The organism is Acinetobacter sp. YZS-X1-1 (genome assembly GCF_000804305.1).
GTDB classification, from domain to species: Bacteria; Pseudomonadota; Gammaproteobacteria; order Pseudomonadales; family Moraxellaceae; genus Acinetobacter; species Acinetobacter variabilis.
Genome location: NZ_JWHB01000002.1, coordinates 1 through 16,651 on the forward strand (window position 1 = coordinate 1; position 16,651 = coordinate 16,651).

Genomic DNA, 16,651 nt, shown 5'->3' on the forward strand with positions numbered 1-16,651 from the left:
CCCTAAAATTAAAAAAACTATTTTTTTGAATACTTGATCGGCTTGAAATTCCTGACTTTCAGAAAATAAAAAATTTGATATTCAAGCCTCTTCCAGAATTACAGTGATGAATCGGAACCATGGCCAGACCAATGAACCTAGGCTGGATATAAATAATTCACTATAATGCCGTAAAAATATTTATAACAATTAAAAATGATAAAAAATCATATCGCTCAAGTATTAGAGCAATTGGGTTTTAGTGCACAGAAGCGTGCTTTGCTTGTTCAGTTTTCCCATCAAAAACTTAATTCCGAAGTTTTTCTGCAACGTATTGATGGCCAACATGCCCTGAATCAGGGACTAAAGATTGAGCTGATTTGTGTGTCGACTAATGCCTTGATTCCCCTTAAAGAATTTATTGGAACTCAAGTAGCGATAGATCAGGTTACGGATCAAAGACAGTTATTTCGCAGTTCCGGAATTATTACTGCAGCAACTCAGGGACAGAGTGATGGCGCATTAACGCTTTATAAACTCATCCTAGAAGATGCAACGTCGCTATGGCATAAACGCCGTAATAGTCGTGTGTTCATGGACAAAAGTGTTCGAGAGATTACTGAAATCTTATTCAAAGAATGGCAGCGTAAGAGTCCATTGTTTGCGGCTGCACTCAAGCTGGATTTATCCGGTTTGCAGCAAACTTATGATGTGCGTCCTTTTACTATGCAATTGAATGAAAGCGACTATGACTTTTTAACCCGTTTATGGCGTAGTGAAGGGATTAACTGGTTGATTGATGAGTCTGAGTTTATAGTCGTGCATTCATCTGCACAGATTGCAGCGCAAAAGCTTAGATTAGTTGATGATAATAGCCACTACCAAGCTTTAAGCCGCAGGGCGATCCGTTTCCATCGTTCCAGTGCTACTGAACAAGAAGATAGCATTACCAGTATTATTGCAAAACGACAGTTGCAGCCGACCGCTGTACATATCCAGCGCTGGCATGCCGATCACTTGAATCAGGAAGAAGGCGTTGGTTCAGTACAAAGCAAGCACCAGCAGAGTCAGGTTCAGGATAATGCCAGCCTGGCATTGGAACAGGCCTGGAACATCAGTCCGGCATGGCTCACTGATCTCAGGCATGCAGATCAGGCAACTCCAGCCTCAGATGCACAAATCGAAAAAATAAACCAAAATTTGCAGCATTTCTATGCTGCACAGGCCAAACAATTTTTAGCAACATCCACAGTACGTGATGCCCAAGTGGGTTACTGGTTTCGGCTGGATCAGCATCCTGAAATTGACCAGCATCCAGCAGTAGATAAAGAATTTTTAATCATCTCCAAGAAATTTTATAACCAGAATAATTTGCCTAAAGACTTAAATGAGCAGGTCCATGCTTTAATTCAGCAAAGCTGCTGGAAGATGACAGAATTCAAGGACGCAGGTGAGCGTCAGGCCAACCAGCTAGTCTTACAACGTCGCCATATCCACTTGGTCCCTGAATACCAGCCTTTATTGCAGCGGCCACAGGCCTATCCGCAACGCGCCAAGGTAGTCGGGCCAGAAGATGAAGAAATTTATGTGGATGAATGGGGGCGGATCAAAATCCGTTTTCTGTTCACTCGTCCGAATGACCATGCTCACGATGGTGGCGCAGGCAGCAATGACAGTGATACAGATTCAGCCTGGGTAGATGTTCTGACCCCGTGGGCAAGTATAGGTTATGGGGTCCGTTTCTTGCCACGCATTGGTGAAATTGTGGCCGTCGACTTTTTCGATGGCAATATTGATCGGCCTTTTGTGGTAGGTCGGATTCATGAAGGCCAGCGTTCTCCGACGAAGTTTGATCAAAAAGGACAACTACCAGACACCAAAAAACTCAGTGGTATTCGCTCGCAAGAAGTACAGGGGCAAGGCTTTAACCAGCTACGTTTTGATGATACGACTGGCCAGATCAGTATACAGTTATATAGTAATCAAGCTGCCAGTCAGCTCAATCTGGGTAACTTGAGTCATCCGAAAGAACAGGCGGAAAGTGAAGGACGGGGTGAAGGTTTTGAACTTAGAACTGATCAATCAGGTGCAGTCCGTGCAGGTGAAGGGTTATTGATTTCGGCTCATAAACAGCAAGCTGCAGATGGTTCACATATGGATGCTGAACCAGCGAAAAGCCAGCTTGAATCAGGCTTGCAGATGAGCCAAGCACTGAGTGATGTTGCTAAAAACCAGCAAACTGATCCGCTTGAAATCTTTGAGACCCTAAAAAGCTTTATTGAGCAAATTGAACAGCAAGATCAAGACAAAGCAGCTGCCTTTAAACAGGCAATCATGATTCTGACAGCACCAAAATCCATTGCGCTGAGTACTCAGCAGGATATTCATTTGTTTGCGGAAGGTCAAATTAGCCACCAGGCAGCGGACAGTATTAACCTAAGTTCGCAGAAAAAGATTATTGGTCATGCCTCTTCTAAAGTGAGTCTGTTTGCAGCCCAACAAGGCTTAAGAGCTTATGCCGCAAAAGGCAAAGTTGAACTACAGGCGCAAAATGATGGGATGGATATTAATGCGCGTAAAGGTATCAAAGTTGTTTCTACTGAAGATCAGATCGAAATTACAGCAGCGAAGGAAATTGTTTTAACTGCGGGCGGTTCTCAAATTGAAATCAGTAGTGCCGGAATTTTGCCGACGACAGGTGGTCAGTTTGAGATGAAGGCAGGACAACATCAATTTTTATCAGGGGAAAAGGTAATAAATGATATTCCCTATCTCCCTGCCTCACATAATAGTTCCTATGTTTTAGAGTTCGATGTGCGACATAAAATAAACAATAAATTATTAGAAAGCTCTCCAATTTTTAGTCTTATCGATTCTAAGGAGAATGTACGAACAGGAGAGATTCCCAAAGATGGAATTATTAGAGTTACTTCAGAAAATAAGGAAGAAAAATATACGGTTATGGTGCATAAATATGATGCAGAGATATCGGAGTTAGAAGAATGACTTATACGGCTCGTTTAAAAGTATTCTGTGATAATAAAGACCTTTTATCAAAATTAAGCTATACCTTACTAAATACGACAACTCAAAAAAGTTATGGAGGAAAAATTGATCCGAATGGTTGTACCAAAATCTATAATTGCAATAAATTAGATTTAATCTTTATAGAGTTAATTTTAAATAATTCAAAAATCGCCAGAGTGCGTGTTCCCGCACTAGAAAATGGCGAATTTAATAAATCGATATATAAATTAAAATCAACTACAGGTACAACAAAACAAGCAGAATCAAATAAAGTACCTGTTAAAGTTAAAAATGAATTAGAAATAGCACTTGAAGCTTTACATGGTACAGCACTTTACTTTAGTAATAACTTTTTAGATCATGATAGCTCCTTAAGAATTGCTTATATGAAAGCAATTAAAAAAATGAGTCATGATTACTTAAAGGATGTCGAAAATGGAAGAATGACTGTAAAAGACGCTTCGAAAGAGGCTCATACATTAAGAAATGATATTTTAGAACAGACTAGGAAAAAGAATTCTCCAATCGCGTTAGCAGTATCACAAAAAGAAAAAATAGCGGCTAAAAGTTTAGATCAATTCTTAGAATATTATGCATTGAAATTAAAAGATCCTGATAAATGGAAAAAACTGAAAGATCAGTCAAGACAAACCTTGGATAATTATGTAAAAGCATCAATAGGTACAAGAAATTCATATTTTCAGGCGCTTTCAACAGCAGATAAAAATAAAGTTTTTTATAGTGTAGTTAAAGGATCAGGGTCATCCCATGGAACCTTTGATAAAGCAGCAAAGTATATGAAACCACTAGGCAGAGTAATTGTAGTTATTTCAATTTCCTATGCTTGGTATGAGATTTATTCAGCTGAGAATAAAGAAAAGGAATTTTATAAAGAAGTCGCAACCATAGGCTCAGGAGTGGCAGCTGGCGCTGTGAGCGGCGCTATTGCAGGAGGAATTTGTGGCCCCGGGTCTCCCATATGTTCAACAGTAGGTGTAATAATTGGCAGTCTAGCGGGAGGGTATGGAGCATATAAATTAGTTGAAGCTTATGATGAAGAGTTGGAAGCTTTTACAGAATGGACTTTATTTTAATTCCAGTAGGTAGCCTGTATGTTTAAGTTTTTTAAAAGGTTAGTAAGAAAAGAAGCTAATAAAAATTTAGATGCGAATAATTATAAAACTAAAATTAAAAATTTTAGCCTAGAGCATGATCAGATTGTGGGTGTAAATATAGATGATGTAATAATAAAAATACCTTATATAGACATAGTAAGGATATCTATTATGGTTTATGAGGAAGATTTACTCCCTCAACCAATCTGGACTGTGCAAACAATAAAAGACATTATTGATATACCAAATGAATTAAATAATACAGATAAATTATTTTTTGAGGTTCTTAATAAAAAAATAGAAGGTTACAACTCAGTTCAAACCCAAGCAGAAATATTAAAAGCTATGAATGGTACCCATAACAGCCTATTTCATATTTGGCAGCGCCATGATGCAGATAAAATATTTAAATCTATTAAATACTAATTTTTTCTTGCACAAAAAAATTTAATGATGTTTATTTCATAATCTTATAAATATAAAAAAAGCCTCTAAAGTAATTAATTATTTTAGAGGCTTATGCAAGCTAACTAAGTATTACATATTCGGGTAGTTCGGACCACCGCCACCTTCCGGTGTTACCCAGGTGATATTCTGAGATGGATCTTTGATGTCACAGGTCTTGCAGTGCACACAGTTCGCTGCATTGATCTGGAAACGTTTTGAACCGTCATCATTCTCCATGATTTCGTAAACACCCGCCGGGCAGTAGCGCTGTGCAGGCTCATCCCATTTTGGCAAGTTGACATCTACTGGAATCGAAGCATCGGTCAGTTTTAAATGCGCAGGCTGGTTTTCTTCATGCACCGTATTCGATACAAACACAGAAGACAGACGGTCAAAGGTCAGCTTGCCATCCGGTTTTGGATAGTTCGGCTTGAAGTTCACTGCATCAACCGTTTTCAGAGTTTTAAAGTCTGGCACCAGATCATGCAGGGTGAATGGCACTTTAAACACGTTCTGGTCGATGAAGTTGAATGCACCACCCATCCATTGACCGAACTTGTGCATTGCCGGGCCAAAGTTACGTGCGCTATATAACTCTTCTTTCAGCCAGCTGTTGTTGAACTTGTCTGGATAAGCAGTCAACTCTTTTACAAAGAAGTCTTCACCTTCAGTCACACGTGCAATCGCCAGGTCACCACCTTTTTCCACACCGGCAGCAATCGCTTCAAATACCGCTTCACCGCAGAGCATGCCGGATTTCATGGCAGTATGTGAGCCTTTGATCTTGGCAAAGTTCAGGAAGCCCGCATCATCACCAATGAGTGAACCACCCGGGAAGGTGAATTTCGGCAGAGAGTTAAAGCCACCTTTAGTTACCGCACGCGCACCATAAGAAATACGCTTACCGCCTTCCAAGTACTGTTTAATCAGAGGATGGGTTTTCCAGCGCTGCATTTCCATGAATGGATACATGTGTGGATTTTCATAAGAAAGATCCACAATCATGCCTAACGTCACCTGGTTATTTTCAGCATGGTATAACCACCAGCCACCTGAAGAACCAGTTTCAGATAAAGGCCAGCCAGCACCGTGCATTACCAGGCCTGGTTTATGCTTGGCAGGATCAATTTCCCAGAGTTCTTTAATGCCGATACCGTAGTGCTGTGGATCAGCATCTTTGTCCAGATTGAATTTCTGGATTAGACGTTTGCCTAAGTGACCGCGACAGCCTTCAGCAAAAATGGTGTATTTGGCATGCAACTCATAACCTGGCGCAAAGTTATGTGTTGGTTCGCCATCTTTACCAATCCCCATGTCACCGGTTTGGATACCTTTCACCGTACCATCTTCATGATACAGAATTTCTGAAGCAGCAAAGCCCGGGAAGATCGATACTTCCAGCTCTTCAGCTTTCTGGCCTAACCAGCGCACCACGTTGCCCAGAGAGATGACATAGTTGCCATCATTGTGCATGGTTTTCGGCACCATCCAGTGCGGGGCTTCTTGTGATTTTTCATCTGAAAGAAGGAAGAAAGTTTTATCTTCTGTGACTGGCACATTTAAAGGCGCACCTTCTTCTTTCCAGTTCGGGAACAGCTCGTTCATGGCACGTGGTTCAAGCACAGCACCTGAAAGAATATGTGCACCGACTTCGGAGCCTTTTTCTACGACACAAACGGACAGATCATTTAAATTGTTTTCAATTGCAAGTTGACGGATCTTGATTGCAGCAGACAGGCCGGCAGGACCCGCACCTACGATCACAACGTCAAACTCCATCGATTCACGTTCGATGTGTTCCATGTAGGACTCCTCATATTTCTATTCGGTGGCAACCATAATCGGATGATTGGGTGCTGCCATGAGTGTTCTGAATTCCTAGACACAAAAATAGTAGTGTCTTTAAGCATCTGGGCTAGTATAGTTTTAAACCCAGGTTAAGCCAATTGGCTGAAACATATTATTTTTCCGTCATCAAGGTCTTCTTTATATGAATAAGTCAGCACCCGAGAAAAATCCGACGAAAAAAGTAGCTTCTAGCGATGATAAAAATTTAATGGATATCGCACAATACTTAAAAGATGCACAGGGCAGTCACAAAAGGTCAATCCCGCCTTTGGATCAATGGCAGCCAAAGCATTGTGGGGCAATGGATCTCAAGGTTTTGGCCAATGGAGAATGGTGGCACGAAGGTCAATTGATTAAGCGTCAGCCGATGATAGACCTGTTTTCAACGGTACTCTGGAAAGAAGAAGGAAAATTCTATCTAAAAACGCCGGTTGAAATGATTGAAATCGAGGTCGAAGATGAACCTTTGTTTGTGAATCAGGTGGATCAGGTCGAGATTGAAGGCAAGACTTACCTGCAATTAACCACCACAACTCAGGACATCATTATTGTCGATAGCGAACATCCTATCTTTATGCGTCAGTATCAGGATGAATTGCGTCCTTATGTGCATGTCCGTTTTGGAATCAATGCGCTGATTCAGCGGGCTGCTTTTTTACATCTGGTGGAGATGGGCGAACTCGGTGAAAATGCTGCTGGAGAGACGGTTTTAAGCTTGAAAAGTGGTGATTTAGACTTGCATTTAAGCACCTGAGGTTTAAGCTTTGTCGCAAGGTCATTTGAAACAAGCAACTAGCAACGTTATGAGCGCTATCCAACCGATTTATCCCTTAGTAGATCCCATGCCTAAAGCCAGTGCTGATGCACCTATCGGGATCTTTGATTCTGGTGTAGGAGGGTTATCGGTTGCTTTGGAAATTGCCCGGTATTTGCCCAATGAGCGCTTTGTTTATTATGCCGACACGGCTTACGTACCTTACGGACCGCGTAAAGATCAGGAAATCCGTGACCTGACTGCGCGAGCGATTGAATGGCTGTATCGTGAAGGCTGTAAAGTTGCAGTCGTCGCCTGTAATACCGCTTCTGCTTTTAGCCTGGATTATTTACGTGAGCATTACGGTGAAAACTTTCCGATCATTGGTCTGGTGCCAGCGCTAAAACCTGCAGTCCTCAATACCCAATCCAAAACGGTGGCCGTTCTGGCCACACCTGCAACCTTTCGTGGCCAGCTGATTAAGGATGTCATGACCCGTTTTGCCGAGCCGGCAAAGGTCAAAGTGATTCCGGTGACCTGTCTGGATCTGGTGCCTTTTGTAGAAGCCGGCCAACAGATGAGTCCTGAGTGTCTAGCGACATTAACTCAGATTTTACAACCGGTTGTTGATCAGGGTGCTGATTATTTGGTGCTAGGATGTACACATTACCCCTTCCTAAAATCGTCAATTCAGTATATTTTTGGTCAAAAGCTGACATTAATTGACTCAGGATTCGCGGTTGCGAGACAAACGGCCCGAATTTTGATTAAAAATGGGTTATTATTTGAACATGAGTGCAAGGACAGTCTGAAAATCCGACTTGTGGTTAGTGGTCAAAATGCTGAACAGCTCCAGCCGATTTTAGGGCATCTGATTCCAGCCGATATTAAATGGCAGGTCAGCAATATGGAGACAGAAGTCAGCTAGGCGACCATCACTCATCTTATAATTTTCAAAGATATATTTTTATACTGGGGTCGTCATATTGTGTCAGGGCAGGGTGTAGCCGGCCAGATCAATGCGCAGTAAAAGAGGATAATCAATGCTCGATAAACGTTATCAGGTGTTTATCTCCACCTCTGGTGCAGAAATGCAGCCAGAGCGGATCATCTTGTCACAAACTTTGGTCGGCATGGGTTTCTTTTCCTGGGGGCTGGAACAACGCACTCCTTTAAATACTGCATTTGCGCGTCGCCAGATTGATGACTGTGATTATGTGGTGATTCTGCTGGGTAGCCAGTATGGTGAGCAGTCGGTTTCCGGTGTGGGTTATATGCACCTGGAATATATTTATGCTGTGACCAAGCAGAAACCGATTATTGTATTTATGCATGAAGATCCGGCTTCACGTGATCCTTCATTGCACGATACGAAACCTGAATTACAAGAAAAATTTAAAGAATTTCGTCAGTTATTGCAGCAGGAAGCTGATCAGGTCTTTTGCTATCGCACCTTGCGTGATCTGGAAATGGCGGTACGTTTGAACATGCCGCAAATGCTGGAACGCTATCCGGTAAGTGGCTGGGTACGTCCGCAGAATACTCAAGCCTTGCATGACGAGATTGACCAGCTCAAAGCCAAAGTGGCCCAACTGGAACGCGATGGGGGGACACGTGAAGTGGATCCTTTCCTGAGCCTGCCGAAAGTGTCTATGCATGAAGTTTTCTCTTTCGAATACCGTATGCATGCTTATCAGGATGGTAACTTTAAAGAGCTGAAAGTTGAGAAAAGACTGACCTGGGCACAATTGCTGGCTATTCTTGGTTCTACATTCATTAATCCAACGCCGGAGGAATTTTTCTCCAAGCGTATGAATGAGTATTTGAATGAAACCGGTCTGGCAGATGCACGAGCGGAAATGCCGCGCGCGCATGCTGTAGCCCGTGCCCAGATTAATATCCGTGCCCTGCATAGCCTGAAATTGCAAATGCGCCAGAATGACTGGATTATACCGTCGGGCCGTGATGACCGCCAACGTCTGCTTTGGCAGATTACGCCTAAGGCACAGAAGCTGCTAGACAGTAACTTGCTGGATAAAGATCGTACTTTTCAATATAAGTCAGTGTATTAATCCATATAGAGAATAAGTAAAAAGCTGTTAAAGTAAGCAGGTTGATACTACGACGGGCGTACTGCATGTTTTCTACAGCTAAACCGAAAGTTACGATTATATTGGCAAATTTAGGCACACCTGATGCACCGACTGTGCCGGCAGTACGCGATTTCCTGAAGCAGTTTTTATCTGATCAGCGTGTCATTGAAATTCCCAAGCCAATCTGGCAACTCATCCTGCGTTTATTTATTTTACCGTTCCGTCCTAAGCGGGTTTCCCGTGCCTATGCACAGGTCTGGGGCCAGGATTCACCGATGCGTGAGATTCTGCTGCAGCAGGTAAGTCAAGTAAAGGCTAAGCTCATTGAACAATATCCGCAATTTGAACTGAATGTGGTACCTGCCATGACCTATGGCAATCCCAATATTCAGGCTGTTCTTGATCAGATTTCGGCTCAACCGCAAGATCATATTATTCTGTTTCCGTTATTCCCCCAGTATTCAGCGACTTCTACCGCACCTCTGTATGATGCGGTCGCAAAATGGGTGCTGAAACAGCGCAATCTACCTGGTCTGTCGATTATCCGCGATTATTATCAGCATCCTTTATTTATCCAGTCACTGGCACAAAGTGTTCGGGATTATCAGGCGATTCATGGGCAGCCAGAAAAACTGTTGATGTCATTTCATGGTATCCCGCAGCCCTATGCCGATAAAGGTGATCCTTATGCGGATCGTTGCCGGATCACAGGCAAACTGGTTGCAGAAGCTTTAGGTCTATCTGAAGATCAATATGCAATTAGTTTCCAGTCCCGGTTTGGTAAACAGGAGTGGGTTAAGCCTTATACGGATGCCTTAATTGAAGAGTGGGGCAAACAGGGCGTGAAATCAATTCAGGTGATGAGTCCGGCTTTTTCGGCTGACTGTCTGGAAACACTGGAAGAGCTGGCCATGGAAAATGGGGAGACCTTCAAGGCTAATGGCGGGGAAAGCTACAGTTATATTCCGGCCTTGAACAACCGTGAAGATCATGTGCAATTGCTCAATACGCTGTTACAGGCTAATCTTGAAGCATTAAATCAGACGCTTGCCCATTAATCTTTTGAGGTTTCTTATCCTATGTTACAAGTCAAAATTGTTCCTGTGACTGCATTTCAGCAAAACTGCTCGATTCTTTGGGATAGTGACAGTAAAGAGGCTGTTTTGATTGATGCAGGGGGCGAACCTGAGAAATTAAAAGCGGAAATAGAAGCACTGGGCTTAACAGTCAAGGCTTTATGGCTGACTCATGGTCATCTCGATCATGCTGGAGCAGTTGGTGCTTTAAAAAAAGTTTGGGATGTGCCGGTGATTGGTCCGCATAAGGACGATGCATTCTGGCTGGATATGATTCAGGAAGTGTCTGCCCGTTATGGCTTTCCGATTCCGGAAAAAGTAGAAGTCACGCAATGGCTGGAAGGTGGAGAAGTTCTCAAGCTGGGTGATGAAGAGTTTGAAGTACGTTTTGCCCCAGGCCATACTCCAGGTCATGTAATGTTCTATAACAAGAATCATGCTTTGTTATGGACAGGGGATGTACTGTTTAAAGGTTCAATTGGGCGGACAGATTTCCCGCGTGGCGATCACCAGCAGTTACTCGATTCAATCCAGCGCGAATGTTTTAGCCTGCCGGATGAAACCCAATTTATTTCAGGACATGGTCCGATCAGCAATATTGGTTTTGAAAAGCAGCATAACCCTTTCGTTGCAGGAAAAGCGGGTTAAAGTAGATAAAAAGATCAGCCTAGCTGGTCTTTTTATTTGCTAAAAGGATTATTTAAAGACTGACGGGTTTGTGCGTAGATCAGCCAAGTCATAATGGCAAGGAGAATTCCAACAACAATAAATAAGCCATCCTGTTGGAAAATGCCTATTCCTAATGACAATATCGCAAGTATTCCTACCCCAATTAAAATGATCTTTAGAATAATGTAGCCCATGTTCTTGCTCTAAAATAATGTGATATTTCTGCGTAAGAACATAGTATTAAACTGGCATATGTGCTGTTAACTTGTGTTGGTTTTCTACAAGCCTTTTATAAAAATCATGTAATTATTTAGGATGTGCTTAATGATATGGGATATTTTAAAAAATTCAGTCCTCTTCAGAAGATTCAGCCGCTGGAGCATCTTGGGTTGGCAGTTTGTATTCTTCGCTGGCCCAAGCGCCAAGATCAATCATTTTGCATCGTTCCGAGCAGAAAGGACGAAATTCATTATGTTCCCAAGTGGTCAGTTTGCCACAGCGTGGACATTTTAAAGTGGTCGACATCAGCGCACTCCCTAGAAAAATAAAGCTTCGATTAGGCAAATATAACTGCACTTGTTAGACTTATACAGTTTTTATTAGTTTGATCTGATTATGTCGATTCGTCAATTTCAAGCACAGCGTATGCATGCGCCTCGTGATTTCCAAAGTATCAGTTCTGAACCGGTTTGTGTGGAAATCGGTGCGGGCAAAGGTAAACATGCTTTGCTCTTCACTCAGACCAATCCGAACAGCAAGCTGATTGCGATCGAGCGAACTCGAGAAAAATTTTTAGCCATGCAAAAACAGCATGCACTGGAAGGACAACCGAATTTACAGACGGTTCATGCTGATGCCTTGCCTTGGATTGTGCATGCACTCTATCCAGCGCAAGTCGAACAGTTCTTTATTTTATATCCGAACCCTGAGCCGCATAACCCGGCACAGCGCTGGCTGAATATGCCATTTTTTGAGTTTTTATTATCGCGTTTAAAAACTGGTGGCACGATCACTTTAGCGAGTAATATTCCTGAATATATTGAGGAGGCAGAGCAGCAGGTTCAAAATCTGTGGAAACTGCCTTTCGTTAAAGAAGTCATTGGCCAAGACTCGGCAAGAACTCATTTTGAAATTAAATATCTAGAACGTGGTGAGTTGTGCCAGCAATTGATTATTAGTAAACCGGAAGGCTATACAACGCGTTTTGATGAGTTTCAGCCGCTACAAGGGCAGAATGCGAGTCCAGCGGAATAAGCCATGACGAAGCGCATTGCAATTGTGGGTGCTGGCCCGGCAGGCTTGATGGCTGCAGAAGTTCTGAGTCAGTCTGATTATGAGGTGCATGTTTTTGAACAAAAGCCTTCGGCTGCACGCAAATTTCTGATGGCTGGGAAAACTGGTCTAAATATTTCCCATGCCGAGCTAGTCGAACAGTTTGTGCAGCGTTATGATCAAGTGGACTGGTTAGCGCCATGGATCAAACGCTGGGATGCGATATGGATTCAAAACTGGATGAGAGATCTTGGTATTGAACCTTATATTGGTTCTTCAGGTCGAGTTTTTCCTACGGAAATGAAGGCCGCTCCACTATTGCGTGCCTGGCTAAAACGTCTGACCGAGCATGACATCCAGTTTCATTATCGCCATCAAATTCTAGATCTAAAAAATCATCAGCTACAGATCCATGATTTAAAAAATGATTGCGCATTCACAGAAAACTTTGATGCGCTTGTTTTAGCATGTGGTGCAGTTTCATGGTCAAAACTCGGCAGTGATGGAAAATGGCAAGCATGGCTTGATTGCAGCGAGATTGAACCTTTCCAAGCCAGTAATGCGGGTGTGGAATATCCATGGTCCAAGTTTATGCAGCCGATCTTTGGCCAGCCCCTAAAACGGGTCGAGGCTTGGGTTGATGGCGGCGACAAGACTATGGGTGATATTGTGATCAGTCACTATGGTCTGGAAAGTGGTCTGATCTATAAACAAGGCCGGGGGCTGCGTCAACAGCTGAAACAGGGGCAGCCAATGCAGCTGAATATGGATCTTTTTCCAGATCAAACAGTTGAGCAGCTGGCTAAAAAATTACAGCCAAGTAAAAAGCAGTCTTTGAATAATATCTGGCGGAAAGCAGGTTTAGAGGGTGCAAAAGCTGCTTTGGTGCGTGAACTGGTACCAAAACCACTTTGGCAAGAAGCAGCTGAGCTAGCACAGCAAGTGAAGCATCTAAAAATATTATTAACAGGTTTCCGTCCTATACAGGAAGCGATTAGCTGTGCAGGTGGGGTTAAACGCGAGGTTCTGTCAGAGCAACTTCAGCTTAAATCCAATCCCCATGTGTTCTTATGTGGTGAGATGCTGGACTGGGATGCGCCTACAGGAGGCTATTTACTCACTGCCTGTTTTGCCACTGGACGTGCAGCCGCAGAAGGGGTGCAGCACTATCTGGTTCAAGCTCAATAATACGAATTCTTCAGAAAGTGAAAATTAAATCTTAGTGCTGCTTATAAAATTTCAGGAAGTGCCTGCTTCCTGAACTGTATTATTTATTGTGCTGGGACTTTATTTGCAGTGGTCATCTCTGGATATTGTGAACGCCAACGTTCCAGTTGCTCCTGGGCATGTAGATATTTGCCCAGACCTTTTACATTTTCACTGGCTTCATTTACGGTAGTGGCCTGAGATTTCGGACTATTCACCAGTTTTTCCTGATGTTCCCAGTATTGATACATCAAACCCTGAATATAACGGCCCTGTTCAGTTTTAAGCTCCAGATCTTTGAGCATATTTAGCGAAGACTGGACATGATCGCGTTGACGTTGCTGGACAAATTCCGGAGTCAGATTGTCATCATTGCGCATGCCATTGAGCTCAGCTTCCAGATCCGCGCTCATTTCCTGAAAACGTTCTTCATAGTCATTCAAGACAGCAATATCATGGGGATCATCTTCCGTTTTAGGGAAGTTTTTCACGGGTCCAGTTTTCAATTCCTGCATGATTTCCTCTGATGCAGAGTCTTCTGTTGCTTGCTGTTCTACAGATTGTGAACTTTTCTGGTCACAGGCCATCAAAAACATGGCAGCAGTGAAAAGTGCAGTTCGTGACATCAATTGAATGGTGTGCATGATTGAATCCTGTTCCTAATTATTTTTCTTGAATACATAAACATAGGTGATATAAGGGAAATTAATCATATCTTCTGCACCCTTGTCCGTATAGTTTTTGATAATTTGTTCGAATTGCTGCTTGAGCTGTTGTTGCTGTTCTTTTTGTAGTGCGGCAATAAAGCTGGTTGACAATAAGCGTTTGGAGACTACCTGCTCGACAGGGCCATGCTGCAGCTGGCGCATTTGCGTTTCAGCATAAGGCTGAAAGAGATTCTGTTCTTCAAATACTTTACGCCAGGCACCACTATGATAGCGTGGTGTATCGCCTTCCAGTGGTGCAATATAATCTGCCAGGGCTTTGACCCAGTCGACTGTGATATCACGCTGGTTCCAGACCAGTACCAGAAAGCCTTGAGGTTTAAGTACCCGATCCAGCTCCTTTAAGGTTTCCAGATTGGCAAACCAGTGAAATGACTGTGCACAAAACACGGCATTCACGCTATGATCGGGCAGGGGAAGCTGGTGGCTCATCCCTTCAAGGGTATGAATATCCGGATGTGCCAGTTTTAACTGGGCCAGCATTTCAGGGACAGGATCAATGGCGGTGATGTGGCTGCTGAGCGGACGCAAATAGGGAATAAATTTACCAGTTCCAGTTCCCAAATCGACAAGATTTGCATCTACAGGCAATGACAGTGTCTCGGCGAGCCACGGACTAAGATCTGCCGGATAGTCAGGACGTACCTGCTGATAAAGCTCAGCCGCTGCACTAAACCCCTGTTGAGCTGCAGGATGCAGTGATTGTGTCATATTTTGCGCTTTTTAATCTTTTTCATCGATATAAAATAGCATATTCACTTTTTCGGCCCTATTCATTGAGTGAATTGTTGCCGAAAAGTTAGATTCACCAGCACGGGAAAGTTATGGATAAGCAGATTGTTTTTGAAGATGAGCATATACGCGCAATTTTTATGCCGGGGGCATCTTCAGAATTGATTTTTTCATTTGGAGATTTGATTACCCGTGCCAAGGGCTTGAGCATCAATGCCGAAAAATCATTAGCGAAATTTGAATTTAATGTTTTGGGAATCATGCCCAAACATAAATCCTGGTTTCCAAAAAGTTCCATGTGGAACATGTTGCAAGCCATTGCCGAGCTGATTGCGCCGTTTCAGCAGCGCATTGCCTATGGTGGCTCCATGGGGGGCTATGCCGCGATTAAATATTCCAATCTGCTGAATGTTCAGCGTGTGGTCGCGATGGTGCCGCAATATTCGATCGATCCGGAAGATGTCGAAGATGCCCGCTACAACATGTTTTATCAGCCCGAGCTAAATGAGGGCATGCGGATCGAGGCAGAAGATGTCAGTCCGGAACGGGAATATATTCTGGTTTATGACCCTTATTGTACCGAAGACCGGGCACATTACCTGAAACTGGAAGCCGTACTTCCGCAGCATCATGTACTGCATCTGCCATTTACTGGCCATGATGCCATCGCTGTTCTGGCCAGCTCCGAGCTGCTGTATGACTTTTTATTGCATGAATATGATGAAAGTTATTTCTACCAGAAAATGCGTCGGGTCAAGAAAAACAGCAAGTTCTATTATCGCAAGGTGATTGAGAATATCTTGCCGAGGCATCGTTTTGCTTTAGGACGTATCCTGAAAAATAATGATCTGCTGCTGGATACCCAGTTTTTTGATGCAGCGCAAAAACAGGTGATTTTGCGTGAATTGCTGAGTAATAAACAGGTCGATCAGCAGGATCTGCTCAAGCTTGGGATTCACGTCAATCTGCCGCAGGAAAAGCGTCAGTTATTGCTGGATGCCTATGGTCATGCGCTGGTCTTTAATGTCATCAGCAACAAGATCGAAAGCTATACCGGTGATGCGATTGCACTGAACCATAAATTCCTGATTCCGATTTATGCCAAAGGTAATGGCTTGCTGACCATTAACCTAAATGATGAGCGTTATCTGGTAGTGATGAATGACCGGCATATCATGAAACTGGTCAAGGAGCAGGATGAATTAAATGTAGGCATGCATCCGATTATCATGAAACGCTATGCTGATTTTTATATGTTCAGCTATAAGCATCTAAATTTGCATACAGATGAATACGGCGCTTCCGGTTTCGTTGACGCAAGTGACAAAAATACACAGTTTGTGACACGAAGTGAAATGAACTAACGAAAAATTTTTCTAAAAACAAATACTTGACTTATGTTTGCTAAGGCCTAATATGGTCTTAGGCGGTATGAAAAATAGTCACACCGCTCCTGGTTGTTTATATGACAAGGGAGTAAATATATGCAATCCATACGAGTTACGAGTATTTGTTTTATTCTTGGACTGATGCTGCCTAATTTTGCACACGCGGAAAGTGTGCATCCTGCAATGATCTTGCTCAGTTCTTCTCTTATTTTTCTGATCTTTCTCAGTGTATATGTGATTTATAAGGTGCGCCGTTCTTTGCGTAACCATATTGATAAGTCTGTAGATTAACCACTTCTGACAGTAAGTTGCTTGAAAAC

At 42.9% G+C, this 16,651-nt stretch carries 17 protein-coding genes; 12 read left to right on the forward strand and 5 right to left on the reverse strand.

Annotation, left to right across the window (positions count from 1 at the left end; translation table 11 throughout):
- Positions 1-195 precede the first annotated feature (195 nt).
- The 3 genes from RJ01_RS01285 to RJ01_RS01295 are packed head-to-tail and all read left to right on the forward strand — an operon-like array spanning position 196 to position 4,547.
- Positions 196-2,985, forward strand: coding sequence for a type VI secretion system Vgr family protein (locus tag RJ01_RS01285; RefSeq protein ID WP_034169816.1), 2,790 nt, complete (start codon positions 196-198; stop codon positions 2,983-2,985).
- Positions 2,982-4,100 (forward strand): hypothetical protein, encoded by a 1,119-nt coding sequence (locus RJ01_RS01290; RefSeq protein WP_034169817.1) that lies wholly within the window; start codon positions 2,982-2,984, stop codon positions 4,098-4,100. Before RJ01_RS01285 ends, RJ01_RS01290 begins: the two co-directional genes overlap by 4 nt.
- Positions 4,101-4,118: 18 nt before the next feature.
- Complete coding sequence (locus RJ01_RS01295) at positions 4,119-4,547, forward strand: hypothetical protein (protein ID WP_004781752.1); 429 nt, start codon at positions 4,119-4,121, stop codon at positions 4,545-4,547.
- A 111-nt stretch (positions 4,548-4,658) separates the two neighbouring features.
- On the opposite strand, the gene RJ01_RS01300 is transcribed toward RJ01_RS01295, so the two are convergent.
- Positions 4,659-6,371 (reverse strand): electron transfer flavoprotein-ubiquinone oxidoreductase, encoded by a 1,713-nt coding sequence (locus tag RJ01_RS01300; protein WP_004781753.1) that lies wholly within the window; start codon positions 6,369-6,371, stop codon positions 4,659-4,661.
- Between the two features lie 187 nt (positions 6,372-6,558).
- Here RJ01_RS01300 and RJ01_RS01305 point away from each other — a divergent pair, with 187 nt between their 5' ends.
- From RJ01_RS01305 to RJ01_RS01325, 5 genes are all read left to right on the forward strand, one after another.
- The gene (locus tag RJ01_RS01305; protein WP_004781755.1) at positions 6,559-7,170 is read left to right on the forward strand and encodes a DUF1285 domain-containing protein; all 612 of its coding nucleotides are present in this window, start codon (positions 6,559-6,561) and stop codon (positions 7,168-7,170) included.
- Positions 7,171-7,219: 49 nt separating this feature from the next.
- Complete coding sequence (murI, locus tag RJ01_RS01310) at positions 7,220-8,098, forward strand: glutamate racemase (protein WP_034169818.1); 879 nt, start codon at positions 7,220-7,222, stop codon at positions 8,096-8,098.
- A gap of 115 nt (positions 8,099-8,213) precedes the next feature.
- Entirely contained in the window at positions 8,214-9,242 is a 1,029-nt protein-coding gene (locus tag RJ01_RS01315) for a DUF4062 domain-containing protein (RefSeq protein WP_004781759.1), read from the forward strand.
- A gap of 65 nt (positions 9,243-9,307) precedes the next feature.
- Positions 9,308-10,321 (forward strand): ferrochelatase, encoded by a 1,014-nt coding sequence (gene hemH / locus RJ01_RS01320; RefSeq protein WP_004781761.1) that lies wholly within the window; start codon positions 9,308-9,310, stop codon positions 10,319-10,321.
- A 21-nt stretch (positions 10,322-10,342) separates the two neighbouring features.
- Positions 10,343-10,987: an MBL fold metallo-hydrolase gene (locus RJ01_RS01325; protein ID WP_004781763.1), complete on the forward strand. Its 645-nt coding sequence runs from the start codon at positions 10,343-10,345 to the stop codon at positions 10,985-10,987.
- Between the two features lie 32 nt (positions 10,988-11,019).
- Here RJ01_RS01325 and RJ01_RS01330 read toward each other — a convergent pair whose 3' ends face one another.
- Both RJ01_RS01330 and RJ01_RS01335 read right to left on the reverse strand, forming a co-directional pair.
- Positions 11,020-11,202, reverse strand: coding sequence for a hypothetical protein (locus RJ01_RS01330; RefSeq protein WP_004781764.1), 183 nt, complete (start codon positions 11,200-11,202; stop codon positions 11,020-11,022).
- A gap of 154 nt (positions 11,203-11,356) precedes the next feature.
- Positions 11,357-11,533 (reverse strand): DNA gyrase inhibitor YacG, encoded by a 177-nt coding sequence (locus tag RJ01_RS01335; RefSeq protein ID WP_004781766.1) that lies wholly within the window; start codon positions 11,531-11,533, stop codon positions 11,357-11,359.
- A gap of 84 nt (positions 11,534-11,617) precedes the next feature.
- Here RJ01_RS01335 and RJ01_RS01340 point away from each other — a divergent pair, with 84 nt between their 5' ends.
- Together RJ01_RS01340 and RJ01_RS01345 are read left to right on the forward strand one after the other, a co-directional pair.
- On the forward strand, positions 11,618-12,262 hold the full coding sequence (locus RJ01_RS01340) for an SAM-dependent methyltransferase (RefSeq protein ID WP_171248445.1): 645 nt from the start codon (positions 11,618-11,620) through the stop codon (positions 12,260-12,262).
- Between the two features lie 3 nt (positions 12,263-12,265).
- Positions 12,266-13,468, forward strand: a complete 1,203-nt coding sequence (locus tag RJ01_RS01345; RefSeq protein WP_034169820.1) for a TIGR03862 family flavoprotein — start codon at positions 12,266-12,268, stop codon at positions 13,466-13,468.
- A gap of 83 nt (positions 13,469-13,551) precedes the next feature.
- On the opposite strand, the gene RJ01_RS01350 is transcribed toward RJ01_RS01345, so the two are convergent.
- Positions 13,552-14,130 carry a hypothetical protein gene (locus tag RJ01_RS01350; protein WP_034169821.1) on the reverse strand — a complete coding sequence of 193 codons (579 nt, stop codon included), beginning with the start codon at positions 14,128-14,130 and terminating at the stop codon, positions 13,552-13,554.
- Positions 14,131-14,145: 15 nt separating this feature from the next.
- Positions 14,146-14,922 carry a class I SAM-dependent methyltransferase gene (locus RJ01_RS01355; RefSeq protein ID WP_034169822.1) on the reverse strand — a complete coding sequence of 259 codons (777 nt, stop codon included), beginning with the start codon at positions 14,920-14,922 and terminating at the stop codon, positions 14,146-14,148.
- A 113-nt stretch (positions 14,923-15,035) separates the two neighbouring features.
- Here RJ01_RS01355 and RJ01_RS01360 point away from each other — a divergent pair, with 113 nt between their 5' ends.
- Entirely contained in the window at positions 15,036-16,307 is a 1,272-nt protein-coding gene (locus RJ01_RS01360) for a hypothetical protein (protein ID WP_034169823.1), read from the forward strand.
- Positions 16,308-16,427: 120 nt separating this feature from the next.
- Entirely contained in the window at positions 16,428-16,622 is a 195-nt protein-coding gene (locus RJ01_RS01365; protein ID WP_034169824.1) for a hypothetical protein, read from the forward strand.
- The last annotated feature ends 29 nt before the right edge of the window (positions 16,623-16,651 follow it).

Coding starts and splice junctions, on each gene's coding strand:
- murI (WP_034169818.1), top strand. CDS start 7,220: ATGAGCGCTATCCAACCGATTTATCCCTTAGTAGATCCCATGCCTAAA.
- RJ01_RS01350 (WP_034169821.1), bottom strand. CDS start 14,130: ATGCACACCATTCAATTGATGTCACGAACTGCACTTTTCACTGCTGCC.
- RJ01_RS01355 (WP_034169822.1), bottom strand. CDS start 14,922: ATGACACAATCACTGCATCCTGCAGCTCAACAGGGGTTTAGTGCAGCG.
- RJ01_RS01315 (WP_004781759.1), top strand. CDS start 8,214: ATGCTCGATAAACGTTATCAGGTGTTTATCTCCACCTCTGGTGCAGAA.
- RJ01_RS01360 (WP_034169823.1), top strand. CDS start 15,036: ATGGATAAGCAGATTGTTTTTGAAGATGAGCATATACGCGCAATTTTT.
- hemH (WP_004781761.1), top strand. CDS start 9,308: ATGTTTTCTACAGCTAAACCGAAAGTTACGATTATATTGGCAAATTTA.
- RJ01_RS01365 (WP_034169824.1), top strand. CDS start 16,428: ATGCAATCCATACGAGTTACGAGTATTTGTTTTATTCTTGGACTGATG.
- RJ01_RS01325 (WP_004781763.1), top strand. CDS start 10,343: ATGTTACAAGTCAAAATTGTTCCTGTGACTGCATTTCAGCAAAACTGC.
- RJ01_RS01285 (WP_034169816.1), top strand. CDS start 196: ATGATAAAAAATCATATCGCTCAAGTATTAGAGCAATTGGGTTTTAGT.
- RJ01_RS01330 (WP_004781764.1), bottom strand. CDS start 11,202: ATGGGCTACATTATTCTAAAGATCATTTTAATTGGGGTAGGAATACTT.
- RJ01_RS01295 (WP_004781752.1), top strand. CDS start 4,119: ATGTTTAAGTTTTTTAAAAGGTTAGTAAGAAAAGAAGCTAATAAAAAT.
- RJ01_RS01290 (WP_034169817.1), top strand. CDS start 2,982: ATGACTTATACGGCTCGTTTAAAAGTATTCTGTGATAATAAAGACCTT.
- RJ01_RS01305 (WP_004781755.1), top strand. CDS start 6,559: ATGAATAAGTCAGCACCCGAGAAAAATCCGACGAAAAAAGTAGCTTCT.
- RJ01_RS01345 (WP_034169820.1), top strand. CDS start 12,266: ATGACGAAGCGCATTGCAATTGTGGGTGCTGGCCCGGCAGGCTTGATG.
- RJ01_RS01335 (WP_004781766.1), bottom strand. CDS start 11,533: ATGTCGACCACTTTAAAATGTCCACGCTGTGGCAAACTGACCACTTGG.
- RJ01_RS01300 (WP_004781753.1), bottom strand. CDS start 6,371: ATGGAACACATCGAACGTGAATCGATGGAGTTTGACGTTGTGATCGTA.